General features: G+C 71.4%; 14 protein-coding genes. 11 read left to right on the top strand and 3 right to left on the bottom strand.

Translation table 11 applies throughout. The features are described 5' to 3' along the window. Positions 1 to 44: 44 nt before the first annotated feature. Entirely contained in the window at positions 45 to 410 is a 366-nt protein-coding gene (locus A3IC_RS0148710; protein WP_020557324.1) for a metallopeptidase family protein, read from the bottom strand. Between the two features lie 265 nt (positions 411 to 675). On the opposite strand from A3IC_RS0148710, the gene A3IC_RS0148715 reads away from it, so the two are divergent. From A3IC_RS0148715 to A3IC_RS0148750, 8 genes are all read left to right on the top strand, one after another. Next, positions 676 to 1,050 carry a DUF3499 domain-containing protein gene (locus A3IC_RS0148715; protein ID WP_026219631.1) on the top strand — a complete coding sequence of 125 codons (375 nt, stop codon included), beginning with the start codon at positions 676 to 678 and terminating at the stop codon, positions 1,048 to 1,050. A gap of 106 nt (positions 1,051 to 1,156) precedes the next feature. Next, positions 1,157 to 2,527, top strand: coding sequence for a phosphomannomutase/phosphoglucomutase (locus tag A3IC_RS0148720; RefSeq protein ID WP_020557326.1), 1,371 nt, complete (start codon positions 1,157 to 1,159; stop codon positions 2,525 to 2,527). Between the two features lie 118 nt (positions 2,528 to 2,645). Next, positions 2,646 to 2,831 carry a Trm112 family protein gene (locus A3IC_RS0148725; protein ID WP_020557327.1) on the top strand — a complete coding sequence of 62 codons (186 nt, stop codon included), beginning with the start codon at positions 2,646 to 2,648 and terminating at the stop codon, positions 2,829 to 2,831. Then, on the top strand, positions 2,828 to 4,009 hold the full coding sequence (locus A3IC_RS60975) for an SIS domain-containing protein (protein ID WP_020557328.1): 1,182 nt from the start codon (positions 2,828 to 2,830) through the stop codon (positions 4,007 to 4,009). The genes A3IC_RS0148725 and A3IC_RS60975 overlap by 4 nt, the downstream gene beginning before the upstream one ends. Positions 4,010 to 4,011: 2 nt before the next feature. Further along, positions 4,012 to 5,232: a mannose-6-phosphate isomerase, class I gene (gene manA / locus A3IC_RS0148735; protein ID WP_020557329.1), complete on the top strand. Its 1,221-nt coding sequence runs from the start codon at positions 4,012 to 4,014 to the stop codon at positions 5,230 to 5,232. A gap of 137 nt (positions 5,233 to 5,369) precedes the next feature. Next, positions 5,370 to 6,350 carry a cation diffusion facilitator family transporter gene (locus A3IC_RS0148740; protein WP_020557330.1) on the top strand — a complete coding sequence of 327 codons (981 nt, stop codon included), beginning with the start codon at positions 5,370 to 5,372 and terminating at the stop codon, positions 6,348 to 6,350. Positions 6,351 to 6,510: 160 nt separating this feature from the next. Further along, complete coding sequence (ahcY, locus tag A3IC_RS0148745; RefSeq protein ID WP_020557331.1) at positions 6,511 to 7,959, top strand: adenosylhomocysteinase; 1,449 nt, start codon at positions 6,511 to 6,513, stop codon at positions 7,957 to 7,959. 146 nt (positions 7,960 to 8,105) lie between these two features. Next, complete coding sequence (locus A3IC_RS0148750) at positions 8,106 to 8,882, top strand: HNH endonuclease family protein (protein WP_020557332.1); 777 nt, start codon at positions 8,106 to 8,108, stop codon at positions 8,880 to 8,882. Between the two features lie 9 nt (positions 8,883 to 8,891). On the opposite strand, the gene A3IC_RS60980 is transcribed toward A3IC_RS0148750, so the two are convergent. Further along, positions 8,892 to 9,332, bottom strand: coding sequence for a zinc-binding dehydrogenase (locus A3IC_RS60980; protein ID WP_079027188.1), 441 nt, complete (start codon positions 9,330 to 9,332; stop codon positions 8,892 to 8,894). An 82-nt stretch (positions 9,333 to 9,414) separates the two neighbouring features. On the opposite strand from A3IC_RS60980, the gene A3IC_RS0148760 reads away from it, so the two are divergent. Next, positions 9,415 to 9,870: a MarR family winged helix-turn-helix transcriptional regulator gene (locus tag A3IC_RS0148760; RefSeq protein WP_020557334.1), complete on the top strand. Its 456-nt coding sequence runs from the start codon at positions 9,415 to 9,417 to the stop codon at positions 9,868 to 9,870. 9 nt (positions 9,871 to 9,879) lie between these two features. After that, a complete protein-coding gene (locus A3IC_RS0148765; RefSeq protein WP_020557335.1) occupies positions 9,880 to 10,485 on the top strand; it encodes a hypothetical protein in 606 nt (201 codons plus the stop codon). Here the strand turns inward: A3IC_RS0148765 and A3IC_RS0148770 are convergent. Then, positions 10,469 to 11,464 carry an RDD family protein gene (locus tag A3IC_RS0148770; RefSeq protein WP_026219632.1) on the bottom strand — a complete coding sequence of 332 codons (996 nt, stop codon included), beginning with the start codon at positions 11,462 to 11,464 and terminating at the stop codon, positions 10,469 to 10,471. The two genes, A3IC_RS0148765 and A3IC_RS0148770, sit on opposite strands and share 17 nt — an antisense overlap. A 50-nt stretch (positions 11,465 to 11,514) precedes the next feature. Here A3IC_RS0148770 and A3IC_RS0148775 point away from each other — a divergent pair, with 50 nt between their 5' ends. Continuing rightward, positions 11,515 to 12,522 carry a stage II sporulation protein M gene (locus A3IC_RS0148775; RefSeq protein ID WP_020557337.1) on the top strand — a complete coding sequence of 336 codons (1,008 nt, stop codon included), beginning with the start codon at positions 11,515 to 11,517 and terminating at the stop codon, positions 12,520 to 12,522. Positions 12,523 to 12,951 lie beyond the last annotated feature (429 nt).

The following is a 12,951-nucleotide window of genomic DNA, read 5'->3' on the forward strand; positions in this document are numbered from 1 at the left end:
CGGGCCCCCACGACGGGGACCCGGGCCGCTGCGTCGTGGGCCGCTCAGTCGTCGGGGTCGATGGTGTCCGGATCCATGCCCAACAGGTCGGCGACCTGCTCCACGAGCACGTCGTTGACCAGCATCTCCAGCTCGGTCCGGCCCTCCGCGCGCAGTTCCAGCGGGCGGCGGTAGAGGATGATCGTCGCCGGGACGCCCGTGGTCGCCGGCACCAGCCGGCCCAACGCCACCGCTTCGTCGCCGTTCACCGCGGTCTCGGCCTCGGGCACGTCCAGGACCGCGAAGCGGACCTCCTCCAGTTGCGGCCAGCGCTTGGCGAGCCGTTCGACGACATCGGCGGCGAGGTCGTCGAACCGCTGCGCGCGGGTGAGCGCGATCGGCACGGGGGGCGGGGCGAGCGGACCGCGCATGCCGCGGCCGTGCCGGTCGCGCCGACTACGGCGCCGCCGGTCACGCTCACGAGGAGAAGAGGGGACCGAGTGCTCGTTGTGCACGGGACGAGCTTAGGGCCTGCCGGCCCGATGCGGATCGGTCCACGCGCGCTCGTTCGCGCGCGAGCCGGGGCGCCGAACGGTGCCGCGAGACGCCGCCCGCACCCTGTGAGGAGCGACACGTGAGTCACACCGCACCCGGATGTGACGCGGGTTCGGTCCGCTTGCGGTACCGTCCATCGTCGTGAGCCCTGTACGTCGCTGTTCGCGGACCGCCTGCGGCCGAACCGCAGTCGCCACGTTGACGTACGTCTACGCCGACTCCACGGCCGTCCTGGGCCCTCTCGCGACCTACGCCGAGCCCCATTGCTACGACCTGTGCGCCGAGCACTCGGAGCGGCTGACCGCGCCGCGTGGTTGGGATGTCGTGCGCCTGGCGCCGGATCCGAGCGCGGGCAAACCCAGCAGCGACGACCTGGAAGCGCTGGCCAACGCCGTGCGCGAGGCCGCCCGCCCGCCGCAGCCCCCGCAGCCCGCGCCCGAGCCGCCGGACCGCGACGGCCGTCCCGAGGCCGGCCGACGCGGTCACCTGCGCGTTCTGCGCTCACCCGAGAGCTGACCACCGGCCGATAGGGTCTGATGCGTCGTCCGCGGGGCAGGGATCGACGGTCAACGGCCAATACCGCGGCGAATCGCGACCGCGGCCAAGCGAGTGGAGTCTTCGGGTGCGCGACCTCTCCCAGATCGTGAAGGCGTACGACGTGCGGGGCGTGGTCCCCGACCAACTGGACGCCGACACCGCGCGGGCACTGGGCGCGGCCTTCGTGCGAGTCACCGGGGCCGACGCGATCGTGATCGGCTGGGACATGCGCCCGTCCTCGCCGGAGCTGTCCGGCGCGTTCGCCGCCGGCGCCGCCGCCCAGGGCGCGGACGTCACGCTGATCGGCCTGGCCTCCACCGACGAGCTGTATTTCGCCAGTGGCAGCTTGAACCTTCCCGGCGCGATGTTCACCGCCAGCCACAATCCCGCGCAGTACAACGGGATCAAGATGTGCCGCGCGGGCGCCGCCCCGATCGGTCAGGACAGCGGTCTGGCCGACATCCGCGCGCTCGCCGAGGCGGGTGTGCCCGAATACGCCGGCGAACCGGGCACGATCACCGAGCACGACGTGCTGGCCGACTACGCCGCGCACCTGCTGGGCCTGGTCGACCTGACCGGCATCCGGCCGCTCAAGGTGGTCGTGGACGCGGGCAACGGCATGGGCGGGCACACCGTGCCCAGCGTGCTGGGTGCCGCGAGCGGGCTGCCGCTGGAGATCGTCCCGCTGTACTTCGAGCTGGACGGCTCGTTCCCCAACCACGAGGCCAACCCGCTGGACCCGAAGAACCTGGTCGACCTGCAGGCCGAGGTCCGCAGGAGCGGCGCCGACCTGGGTCTGGCCTTCGACGGCGACGCCGACCGCTGCTTCGTGGTCGACGAGCACGGCGACCCGGTCTCGCCGTCCGCGGTCACCGCGCTGGTCGCGGTCCGCGAGATCGCCCGGGCCAGGGCGAACGGCGAGGACGCCCCGGTGATCATCCACAACCTGATCACCTCGCGCGCCGTTCCGGAGATCGTCGCCGAGCACGGCGGCCGGGCGGTGCGCACCCGGGTGGGTCACTCGTTCATCAAGGGCGAGATGGCCGTCACCGACGCGATCTTCGGCGGCGAGCACTCCGCGCACTACTACTTCCGCGACTTCTGGCGTGCGGACACCGGCATGCTGGCCGCGATCCACGTGCTCGCGGCGCTCGGCGGCCAGAGCCTGCCGCTGTCCGCGTTCGCGAGCGAGTACGACCGCTACCCGGCGTCCGGCGAGATCAACAGCGAGGTCGTCGACCAGGCGGCCGCGACCGCGAAGGTGCGCGCCGCCTTCGAGGGCCGGCCCACCGTCACCGTGGACGACCTGGACGGGATGACCGTGGTGGCCGACCGCTGGTGGTTCAACCTGCGTGCCTCCAACACCGAGCCGTTGTTGCGCCTGAATGTCGAGGCCGACGACGAGCCGACCATGATCGCCATCCGCGACGAGGTGCTGGCACTCGTCCGGGGTTGACCGGTCGGCTCGGTAAGGTGATGGGTTCAATCGGACGGCTGCCGCGCCGAATCGGATCGATACGTACGAATCGACCATGTGCGAATCGGCGCGGACAGTCGGAAAAGTGGGAGATGTCGTGAATCTGGAACCGTCGCAGTTGGCGATCCTGACCTGCCCGGTCTGCCACGCCTCGCTGCACCGGGACGGGGACGCCGCGCTGGCCTGCGACAACTCCGCCTGCGGGCTGGTGTACCCCGTCGTCGACGACATCCCGGTGCTGCTCGTGGACGAGGCCCGCCGGCCCGGTACCGCGCGGGCATGAACATCCTCGACGAGGGCCTGCTGGACGACCAGGACGGCATCGCCCGGGCCGACGCGGCGGACACGCTGCGCGCCCTGGCCGGTGCCGGGGCACAGGTGCGCCGGGCCGTACAGGCCGCGCGCGAGGCCGTGCCCGCCGCGATCGCGCCCCGGGACCGACCGCGCACGGTGATCCTGGCCGCGCCCGCGTACGGGCCGCTGGGCCATGCGCTGCGCGCGGTCACCGGCGCGGACGCGGCCCTGCCCCTGGTGCTCGCGGCGGGCGGCGTGCTGCCCGGCTGGGCCGGTCCGATGGACCTCGTGCTGTTGGCCGGTCGAGGGGACGAGCCCGGCCTGATCGAGCTCGCCGGGCAGGCGTACCGACGCGGCTGCCAGGTGGCCGCGGCCACCCCGGCCGGGTCGCCGCTCGACGCCGCCGTGCAGCAGTCCCGGGGCGTGGTGGTCCGGGTCCCCGTCGACGCCGCCCCGGTCGGTGCGACCGGCTACGCCGACGACACCGTGTTCGCCGCGCAGACCGCGTTCTGGCCGCTGTTCACCGCGCTCCTGGCGCTCACCGGCGCGGCCGGCGCGAGCGCGTTCACCCCCGGCGAGGGACTGGCGGGCGTGGACGCGATGGCCGACCGCCTCGACGAGGCGAGCACCCGCTGCCGCCCCGCCGCCGACGCCTACCTCAACCCCGCCAAGGGGCTGGCCGTCGCGATCGCCGGCACCGTCCCGGTGATATGGGGCGCGGGCACCGTCGCGGGCGTGGCCGCCGAGCGCTTCGCGACGATGTGCGTCGGCGTCGCCGCCACCCCCGCGCTGTCCGGCGCGCTGCCCATCGCGGGCCGCTACCAGGACCGAATCTTCACCGCGGGCGACTCGGGCGAGGCCGCCGACCCCGACGACTTCTTCCGCGACCGGGTGGACGAGCCCGAGGCGGTGCGGATGTGCCCGGTGCTGCTCGTCGACCACGACGACGAGGGCGGCGCGGCGCAGCTGGACCGGGCCCGACGCACGCTGAGCGCGCTCGGCCGGTCCGCCGTCGGCGAGGTCGGCGCGCGCGGCGCCGGCCCCCTGGAGCGGCTCGCCGAGCTGATCGCGGTGACCGACTTCGCGGCCGTCTACCTGGCCCTGGGCACCGGCGTCGGCCCCGCCATACCCGGGCTGTTCCCCTGGACCGAAGGCGGTCCCCGCTAGCCATGGACCGCCTCGTCAACCGGATTCGCGCCAACGCGTGGGGTTCGCTCACGGCCATCCCCGAACTGCTCGGCGTCGCCCCCACCGGCGAACCGCAGGCCGAGCTGTGGATGGGAGCCCACCCGGGCGCGCCCTCCCGGATCGACCGGGGCCGCGGGCCGTGCTCGCTGGTCGAGCTGATCGCCGCCGACCCCGAGGGCGAGCTCGGCGCGGACACCGCGGCCCGGTTCGGCCCGCGGCTGCCGTTCCTGCTCAAGGTGCTGGCCGCGGAGGAGCCGCTGTCGCTCCAGGTGCACCCGGACGCGATCCAGGCCCGGCACGGCTACGCGGAGGAGGAGGCGCGCGGCGTCCCGATCGACGCGCCGCACCGCAACTACCGCGACTCCAGCCACAAGCCGGAGATGATCTGCGCGCTCGGCGACTTCGAGGGCCTGGTCGGCTATCGCGAGATCGCCGAGACACTCAAGCTGCTCGACGCCCTCGACGTCCCGGAACTGGCTCCGTTCGCACGCGCGTTGCGCAATCCCGACCAGGAGGCGGCACTGCGCGCGGCGACCACGCACGTGCTCATGCTGCCCGCCCGCCTGCGCACCGGCGTGGTCGACGCGGTGGCCGCGGCCTGTCGGCGGCTGGCCGCGAACGGATCGCCGTACGCGGAGGCGTGCGCCGCGGTCGCGGGCCTGGCCGAGCGCCACCCGGGCGACCCGGGCGTCGCGGTGGCGCTGCTGCTCAACCACATCCGGCTGCGCGAGGGCGAGGCGGTCTTCCTCGCGGCCGGCATGCCGCACTCCTACCTGCACGGCGTCGTGGTCGAGATCCTCGCCAACTCCGACAACGTGCTGCGCTGCGGCCTGACCGACAAGCACATCGACGTCGGCGAACTGCTGCGGATCATGGCCTTCCGGGCCGGCCCGGTGGAGATCCTGGGCCCCGAGCCGACCGAGGCCGACCCGGGCGAGCAGGTCTACGCGACCCCGGTCGCCGACTTCCGGCTCTCCCGGCTGCGGACGACCTCGGGCCGCGAGCCGTACCTCCTGGACACCGCCGGTCCGCAGATCCTGCTGTGCGTGCGCGGCGGGGCGACCGCCACCGGCGCGGACGGCGCGGCGCTGGACCTGGCCCGGGGCCAATCGGTGTACGTCCGCGCGGGTGAGCCGCGCGTCGCGGTCACCGTCGAGGGGGACGACGGCCTGGTCTTCCGGGCGACCGTCCCGTGCTGCTGAGCCCGGTCGGGCGATCGACGCGGGCCGCGGTGGCGCGGGCATCCCGGGGTAGACGGCTGCCCGATGGCACACTGATCGCCGGCGAACGGTAGCCGGCGGCCGGTGACGATGGTCAACCAACGGGTGGGAGTCGACCTATGAGCGCGGGTGGCGGAACGAAGGCGGTCGTCGCGGCACTGGCGGCGAACCTGGGCATCGCGGTGGGCAAGTTCGTGGCCTTCGCGTTCACCCGGTCCTCGTCGATGCTGGCGGAGGGCGTGCACTCGTTGGCCGACTCCGGCAATCAGGTGCTGCTCCTGGTCGGCGGCAAACGCTCGCAACGCGACGCCACACCCGAGCATCCCTTCGGCTACGGCCGCGAGCGCTACATCTACGGCTTCCTGGTCTCGATCGTGCTGTTCTCCGTCGGCGGCATGTTCGCGATCTACGAGGGCTACGAGAAGATCGCCCACCCGCACGAGCTGAAGAGCTGGTACTGGGCGGTCGGCGTGCTGGTCTTCTCGATCGTCCTGGAGGGCTTTTCCTTCCGGACCGCGATCCGCGAGTCCAACCAACACCGGGGCGAGCTGAGTTGGCCGCAGTTCATCCGCCGGGCCAAGTCCCCCGAGCTGCCGATCGTGCTCCTGGAGGACTTCGGCGCGCTGATCGGCCTGGTCCTGGCGCTGGCCGGGGTCAGCCTGGCGGTGGCCACCGGCGACGGTGTGTGGGACGGGATCGGCACGCTGTGCATCGGCGTGCTGCTGGTGCTGATCGCGATCGTGCTCGCGATGGAGACCCGCAGCCTGCTGCTCGGCGAGGCGGCCGGGGTGGAGACGGTCCGGGCGATCGAGGCGGCCATCGTGGCCGGCCCCGACGTCGAGCGGCTGATCCACATGCGCACGCTGCACCTGGGCCCGGAGGAACTGCTGGTCGCCGCGAAGATCGCGGTCAACCACGACGACACCGCGGCCGAGGTGGCCCGTGCGATCGACGCCGCCGAGGCGCGTGTGCGCGCGGCCGTGCCCATCGCCCGGGTGATCTACCTGGAGCCGGACATATACCGCACCGAAGAGGCCGCGCGCGGCGCCGACCCCGAGGCCACCCCCGGAGGCAAGGACCCTCACGCAGCCGACCACTGAGGTGTTAACGTCGGTAACGCACTACGACAGTCGCTGCAGAGGGCGGTCGGGTCCGGGACCCGTAGGCACAGAAGTGTCCGACTGGATGGCACGGCATCGGCGCCCGCGGCACCGGTGCGTCTCCAGTCCCATCCACCCCCTCCGCAGAGGATCCGAAAACATGGCTTCGCAGCTCGACGGCGACTTCAAGGTCGCCGACCTCTCCCTCGCCGCGTTCGGTCGCAAGGAGATCACCCTCGCCGAGCACGAGATGCCCGGTCTGATGTCGATCCGTCGCGAGTTCGCCGCGTCGCAGCCGCTTGCGGGTGCCCGGATCATGGGCTCGCTGCACATGACCGTGCAGACCGCCGTGCTGATCGAGACGCTCGTCGCGCTCGGCGCCGAGGTGCGCTGGGTCTCCTGCAACATCTACTCCACCCAGGACCACGCCGCCGCGGCCATCGCGGTGGGCCCCGAGGGCACCCCCGAGGACCCGCGCGGCGTGCCGGTCTACGCCTGGAAGGGCGAGACCCTGGAGGAGTACTGGTGGTGCACCGAGCAGGCGCTGAACTGGCCCGGCCACGACGGCCCGAACATGATCCTCGACGACGGCGGTGACGCCACGATGCTCGTGCACAAGGGCGTCGAGTTCGAGAAGGCCGGCGCCGTCCCGGACGCGACCGACGCCGACTCCGAGGAGTACACGGTCTTCCTGGCGCTGCTGCGCGCGAGCTTCGCCAAGAACCCGGGCAAGTGGTCCGCGATGGCCCCCGGCATCAAGGGTGTCACCGAGGAGACCACCACCGGCGTGCACCGCCTGTACGAGATGTTCCAGGCCGGTTCGCTGCTCTTCCCGGCGATCAACGTCAACGACTCGGTCACCAAGAGCAAGTTCGACAACAAGTACGGCGTCCGCCACTCGCTCATCGACGGCATCAACCGGGCCACCGACGTGCTCATCGGCGGCAAGGTCGCGGTCGTCTGCGGCTACGGCGACGTGGGCAAGGGTTCGGCCGAGTCGCTGCGCGGCCAGGGCGCCCGGGTGATCGTCACCGAGGTCGACCCGATCTGCGCGCTCCAGGCGGCGATGGACGGCTACCAGGTCACCACGCTGGACGAGGTCGTCGAGATCGGTGACATCTTCGTCACCACGACCGGCAACTTCAACATCATCATGGCGTCCGACATGCAGCGGATGAAGCACCAGGCGATCGTCGGCAACATCGGCCACTTCGACAACGAGATCGACATGGCCGGTCTGGCCAAGATCCCGGGCATCGTCAAGGACGAGGTCAAGCCGCAGGTGCACACCTGGACGTTCCCCGACGGCAAGAAGCTGATCGTGCTGTCCGAGGGCCGGCTGCTCAACCTGGGCAACGCGACCGGTCACCCGAGCTTCGTGATGTCCAACAGCTTCGCGAACCAGACCATCGCGCAGATCGAGCTGTTCACCAAGCCCGAGGAATACCCGATCGGCGTCTACGTGCTGCCCAAGCACCTGGACGAGAAGGTCGCGCGCCTGCACCTGGACGCGCTGGGCGTCAAGCTCACGACGCTGACCGAGGAGCAGGCCGCCTACATCGGCGTCAAGGTCGAGGGCCCGTACAAGACGGACGCCTACCGCTACTGACGCAGCGGATCGGTATCGATCACCGGTACCGATCCTCGCCGTCGATCATCGCGACAGGCCGGGCGGCGCACGGATCGTGCGCCGCCCGGCCTGTGTGTGGACAACCATCGGGCAACCGGACACGACATCCCTCGGGGGGCGGTCGCATGCAACGGCGCACGTACATATCCATCCTGCTCGCCGGGGCCGCGCTGACGGCCTGTCAGGGCAACGACTCCAATGCCGAACCCGCGGCCGGGGCCGACTCCTCCGCGGCCGCCTCGGCACCCGACAAGGTCCCGGCCGGCGGTGCCGCGGTCAGCCCGCTGGAGAACGAGGAAGGCGTCGAACCGGGTCTGGCGCCGCTGACTTCGGCCGCCGATCTGACCCGGGCCCGGGCGCTGATCGGGCGGGTGAACACCAAAGGCCGCGGCCCGCAGACCGGCTACGACCGGGAGAAGTACGGGCCGGCCTGGACCGACAGCGTCACCGACGTCCCGTTCGGCAAAAACAGCTGCGACACCCGCGACGACATCCTCAAGCGGGACGGCCGGGTGACGCAGTGGAAGGACCGGAAGGGCTGTGTCGTGACCGCCATGACATTGCCCGATCCCTATTCCGGCAAGGACATAGTGTTCACCAAGGCCAAGGCGTCCGCGGTGCAGATAGACCACGTGGTGCCGCTGAGCGCGTCCTGGCAGATGGGCGCCGCGCAGTGGGACACGGACAAACGCCGTCGACTGGCCAACGACCCGCTCAATCTGCTCGCCGTGGACGGCCCGATCAACGGCGGCAAGGGCGATTCCAGCCCGGCGACGTGGCTGCCGCCGAACAAGGCGGTCCGCTGCTCGTACGTGGTCCGCTACGCGCAGGTCTCGATCAAGTACGACCTGCCGGTGACCGACGCGGACAAGCAGGCGATGCTCGCGCAGTGTGCGGGCTGACCAACTCGCCTACGGCCGCAGCACGACGTTGCCGAGATTGGCGCGCGCCTCGATCACCGCGTGCGCCTTCGCCGGGTCCGCGAGCGCGAACGTCTCGTGTACCGCGACCCGGAGCCGGCCCGACGGAGCCAGGTCCCACAGTTCCTGCCGGTGGCGCTCGTACGACTCGGGAAACGCGGCGGAGAACCGGGCCATCGACATCCCGGTGATCGTCCGCGCGCCCGCGAGCAGTTCCCACGCGGGCGCGGTCCCGCCGCCGCCCGCCACGTCCCCGCCGAACACCCCCGGCAGCGGCAGGCCGCCCTCGCGCACCTTCCGCACACTCGGCAGGCTCACCCCGATCGCCTCGGTGCGGATCAGCAGCTCGCCCGGCCCCGGCTCGGGCACGTCGGCGTCCTCCACGCGCAGCACTTCGGGACCGCCGTACTCGTAATGGCGAACGTGACGCACACACCTCCAAGGATCATGGGAAGTACCCACGATATCTGTTCGATCGTAGGGAAGTCCAATGATTCTCGGGTAGGCTGCGCCCATGGTCGACAAGCTGCCCGCCCCCGCCCGGATCCGCGTCCTGCCCAGTTGGCTGCTCGGCCGCGCCGCCGCGCACGGCCGGGGGCTGGTTCGCAGAGTGCTGGCCGCCGACGGCATGCCGATGCTCCATCACCTGGTGCTGATCGCGGTCCGGGAGTACGGGCCGGTCGCCCAGGCCGAACTCGCCCGTGCGGTGGCCGTCGACCCCAAGGACATGGTCGCGATCCTGAACAGCCTCCAGGCCGACGGTCTGGTCACCCGCACCCCCGACCCCCGCGACCGGCGCAAGAACGCGATCACCACCACCCCCGCGGGCGAACAGCGGCTGGCCCGGCAGGAACCACTCGTGGACGCCGCGATGGCCGAACTGCTCGCCCCGCTCGACCCCACCGAGCAGGCCACCTTCATGGCCCTGCTCACCCGCGTGGCGGCCGCCGGCGAACCCACCGTGTCGTAGGGTCCGCGCATGCCCTCAGGCACCTACTCCTTCCACGACCCGCACGACGGCACCCCGCTCGGCGAGGAACGCTTCTCCTGCGCCCCCGGCCCGATCGGCTGGCGCTACACCGGAAGCGGCATCGACCTGACGCTGGACGCGCGGGGCCGCCCGCTGCGCCTGGAAGCGCTCGCCGGCGGTTGGCGGGTCCGCGGCGGCGCGACGGTCGTGGACGGCGCGGCCGGGGTGGTGTGGCTGCGCAGCGCGGCGGATCCGACCCTGGACGTGCCGGCGACCGAGGCCGAGGCGAAGGCCGCCGGCTTCACCGGCCGCTCGCCCGCCTTCCTGATCGCCACCGCGACCCTGCTGAATCTGTCCCCCGGCGGCTCCGCGCGGCTGCGCCTGATCGCCCTGACCGAACCGGTGCTGGCGGCACACACGGTGGACCAGTCCTGGACCCTGGCCGCGGTGGAAACCCACGACGGTCTGATCGTCGAACGCTACGAGGTGGACGACCTCGCCACCGGCGAGCGCGCGATCGTGTACCTGAGCGGCGATGTGGTCCTCGCGGCCCCCGGCATCGAACTCGAAGCCCTCGACACACCGCCGAACAGGCGGATCACGACGGCGGGGTGAACCCGGGGCGCTCGCGCCGATCGGAATCCGCGGGCGGCACGACCGGGGCGGAGCGGGGTTCGGGAGCAGGCGCCGGCGCGGGCGCGGGCATCGGTGCGAGCGGGGGCGGCGGGACCCGGCCGTGCACCGGTGTCCATGCCGGGGGTTGCCCCGACGGCTGTGTCGTGGTGGGCGCCGTCGTCGGCGCGGGCAGCGGTGCCGGCGGGGCGGCATCGGCGGTGAGACGGTGCGGGCCGCCCGCGTACCGCTCCCAGTCCCGTCGCTGCCGCTCGGCCAGCACCGCGGCGAGGTAGACCACCGGGTGCATGCCCGGCGGCGGGCCGATTCCGATCCGGTTCGCGGTATCCACCGTCAGCCGCTCGCCCAGCGACGCCTCTATCGCCGGATCCAGCTCGCCACGTCGCGACAGGAATTGCCGAATGGCCAGCGCCAGATCATCGGTCAGCCCGGACAACTCGATCCCCGTCGCCCACGCCGAGGCGGCCGGATGCAGCGGCATGGGCAGGTGCCGCGCCCCGGGAGTGCGCTCTCGCACCACGAACGTCCCGGCCACCATGTCGCCGAGTCGCTTGCCGTTCTTCGAGGCGAGCGAGGAGAACACCGCGCCACACCCGAACGTGGTCCAGAAATCCGCGAAGAACCCGAGCAGCGCGCGCACCAGCGCGTGCCGGAACCGAATCGGCCCGCCGTCGTCGCGAACCACCCGAAGCCCGAGCGCCATCTTGCCCAGCGACCGCCCGTGACTTGCGGTCTCCCACGTCACCGGCCATCCGACCACGACCAGCACCACGATCGACAACAACAACGCCGAGGCGAGCGCATCGTCGTCGACCGGAACCGTCATCGACACGACCCAGACCGCCGCAAGCAACAGGGCCATCTGCGCGGCCAGGTCGATCACCATCGCGATCGCCCGACTGGGCAACCGCGCCGGACGCAGGTCGAGCGCGACCGCTTCGCCCGTGACGAGCTCGGACACGTCCACCTCCAGTGTGTGCGTCGATGCCACTCCCAGAGAGGATGCACCGTATGGATGTCGACGTGTTCGTCGCGGTGCACCGCCACGAGTGGCAACGCCTGGAACAACTGACTCGCCGGCGGCGGCGCTTGTCGGGGCCCGAGGTGGACGAGTTGGTGACGCTGTATCGCCGCACGGCCACCCATCTGTCGACGATCCGCTCCGCCGCGCCCGACCCGGTGCTGGTCGGCCGGCTCTCCACCCTGACCGCGCGGGCCCGCTCTGCGGTGACCGCACCCCGCACGCCGGCCTGGCGCGAGGCGGTGCTGTTCCTGACGGTTCGATTCCCCGTCGCCGTCTACCGCAGTCGCCGCTGGTGGGGTGTCACGGCGCTGGTCTTCGTCGCACTGGCCTCGATCATCGCGGCCTGGGTGGCACACGACCCGGCGGTTCGCGACGCGGTGGCCGCGCCCGAAGACATCCGACGGATGACCCGCCCCGGCGGCGACTTCGAGACCTACTACTCCAGCGCCCCCGCGAGTTCCTTCGCCGCCCAGGTGGCCACGAACAACGCGTGGGTGACGGCCGGCTGCCTGGCGCTGGGCATCCTGCTCGGCCTGCCGGTGCTGTACATCGTCTTCAGTAACGCGATGAACGTAGGTATCTCGGCGGGCCTGATGGCCGACGCGGGCCGCCTGGACGTCTTCTTCGGCCTCATCACGCCACACGGCCTGCTCGAACTGACCGCGGTGTTCATCGCGGCGGGCGTGGGGCTGCGCCTGGGCTGGACCGTGATCGACCCGGGTCCTCGTACCCGGGCCCGGGCGATCGCCGAGGAGGGCCGAATCGCCTTGGGTATGGCGGTCGGCCTGGCCCTGGTCCTGGTCGTATCCGGCGTCATCGAGGCATTCGTGACCCCGTCCGGACTACCGACGTGGGGTCGCATCGCGATCGGTGTGACGGCCGAGGTCCTGTTCCTCGGCTACGTGGTGATCCTCGGTCGCCGGGGCGAATTCGCCGGGGAGCAAGGGGATGTGGCATCCTCGGACGTCGCGGACGAGCTGCCGATGGTCGCCTGAAGAGGTGATCTTGACAGTCCACCGGACGCACACGTAGATTCGAAGGGTTGTCGCGAAGTTGCTAACGGCGCGACAGTCTGGTAGTCTCTGCCAGGGTCGAGCGGGGCATCCGTCAAGGATCGCATTCCTGCCGCAGCATCACCATCGAATTTCTCGATCATCGGTCGCGTTCATTCGCGACGGATTGGGCTATTTGCTGTTCTTGTGCGTGTGGTTTTGGAATTTCCAATCGGCCGGAGCGCGGCGGAAACGGGTTACCGAATCTGCTAAGCTCGAAGAGCCGGAAGCCAAGGAAACGAGAGTTTCGAAGGNGGAAAGCAACGGACGAAAAGCGGGTCGCAGGATCTGCTAGAGTCCGGAAGGCGGAAAACGCGGAAACGCGGTGGAAGCCGAAAGCGAGGAAAGCGAAGCCGCCGAAACGGTGTGCTA

It is taken from the genome of Embleya scabrispora DSM 41855, from assembly GCF_000372745.1.
Taxonomy (GTDB): domain Bacteria; phylum Actinomycetota; class Actinomycetes; order Streptomycetales; family Streptomycetaceae; genus Embleya; species Embleya scabrispora.

Bases quoted from the DNA above. Each gene is read 5' to 3' on its own strand.
- A3IC_RS0148710 (WP_020557324.1), bottom strand. From the start codon at position 410: ATGCGCGGTCCGCTCGCCCCGCCCCCCGTGCCGATCGCGCTCACCCGC.
- A3IC_RS60975 (WP_020557328.1), top strand. From the start codon at position 2,828: ATGAACATCCTCGACGAGGGCCTGCTGGACGACCAGGACGGCATCGCC.
- manA (WP_020557329.1), top strand. From the start codon at position 4,012: ATGGACCGCCTCGTCAACCGGATTCGCGCCAACGCGTGGGGTTCGCTC.
- A3IC_RS0148740 (WP_020557330.1), top strand. From the start codon at position 5,370: ATGAGCGCGGGTGGCGGAACGAAGGCGGTCGTCGCGGCACTGGCGGCG.
- ahcY (WP_020557331.1), top strand. From the start codon at position 6,511: ATGGCTTCGCAGCTCGACGGCGACTTCAAGGTCGCCGACCTCTCCCTC.
- A3IC_RS0148750 (WP_020557332.1), top strand. From the start codon at position 8,106: ATGCAACGGCGCACGTACATATCCATCCTGCTCGCCGGGGCCGCGCTG.
- A3IC_RS0148760 (WP_020557334.1), top strand. From the start codon at position 9,415: ATGGTCGACAAGCTGCCCGCCCCCGCCCGGATCCGCGTCCTGCCCAGT.
- A3IC_RS0148765 (WP_020557335.1), top strand. From the start codon at position 9,880: ATGCCCTCAGGCACCTACTCCTTCCACGACCCGCACGACGGCACCCCG.
- A3IC_RS0148775 (WP_020557337.1), top strand. From the start codon at position 11,515: ATGGATGTCGACGTGTTCGTCGCGGTGCACCGCCACGAGTGGCAACGC.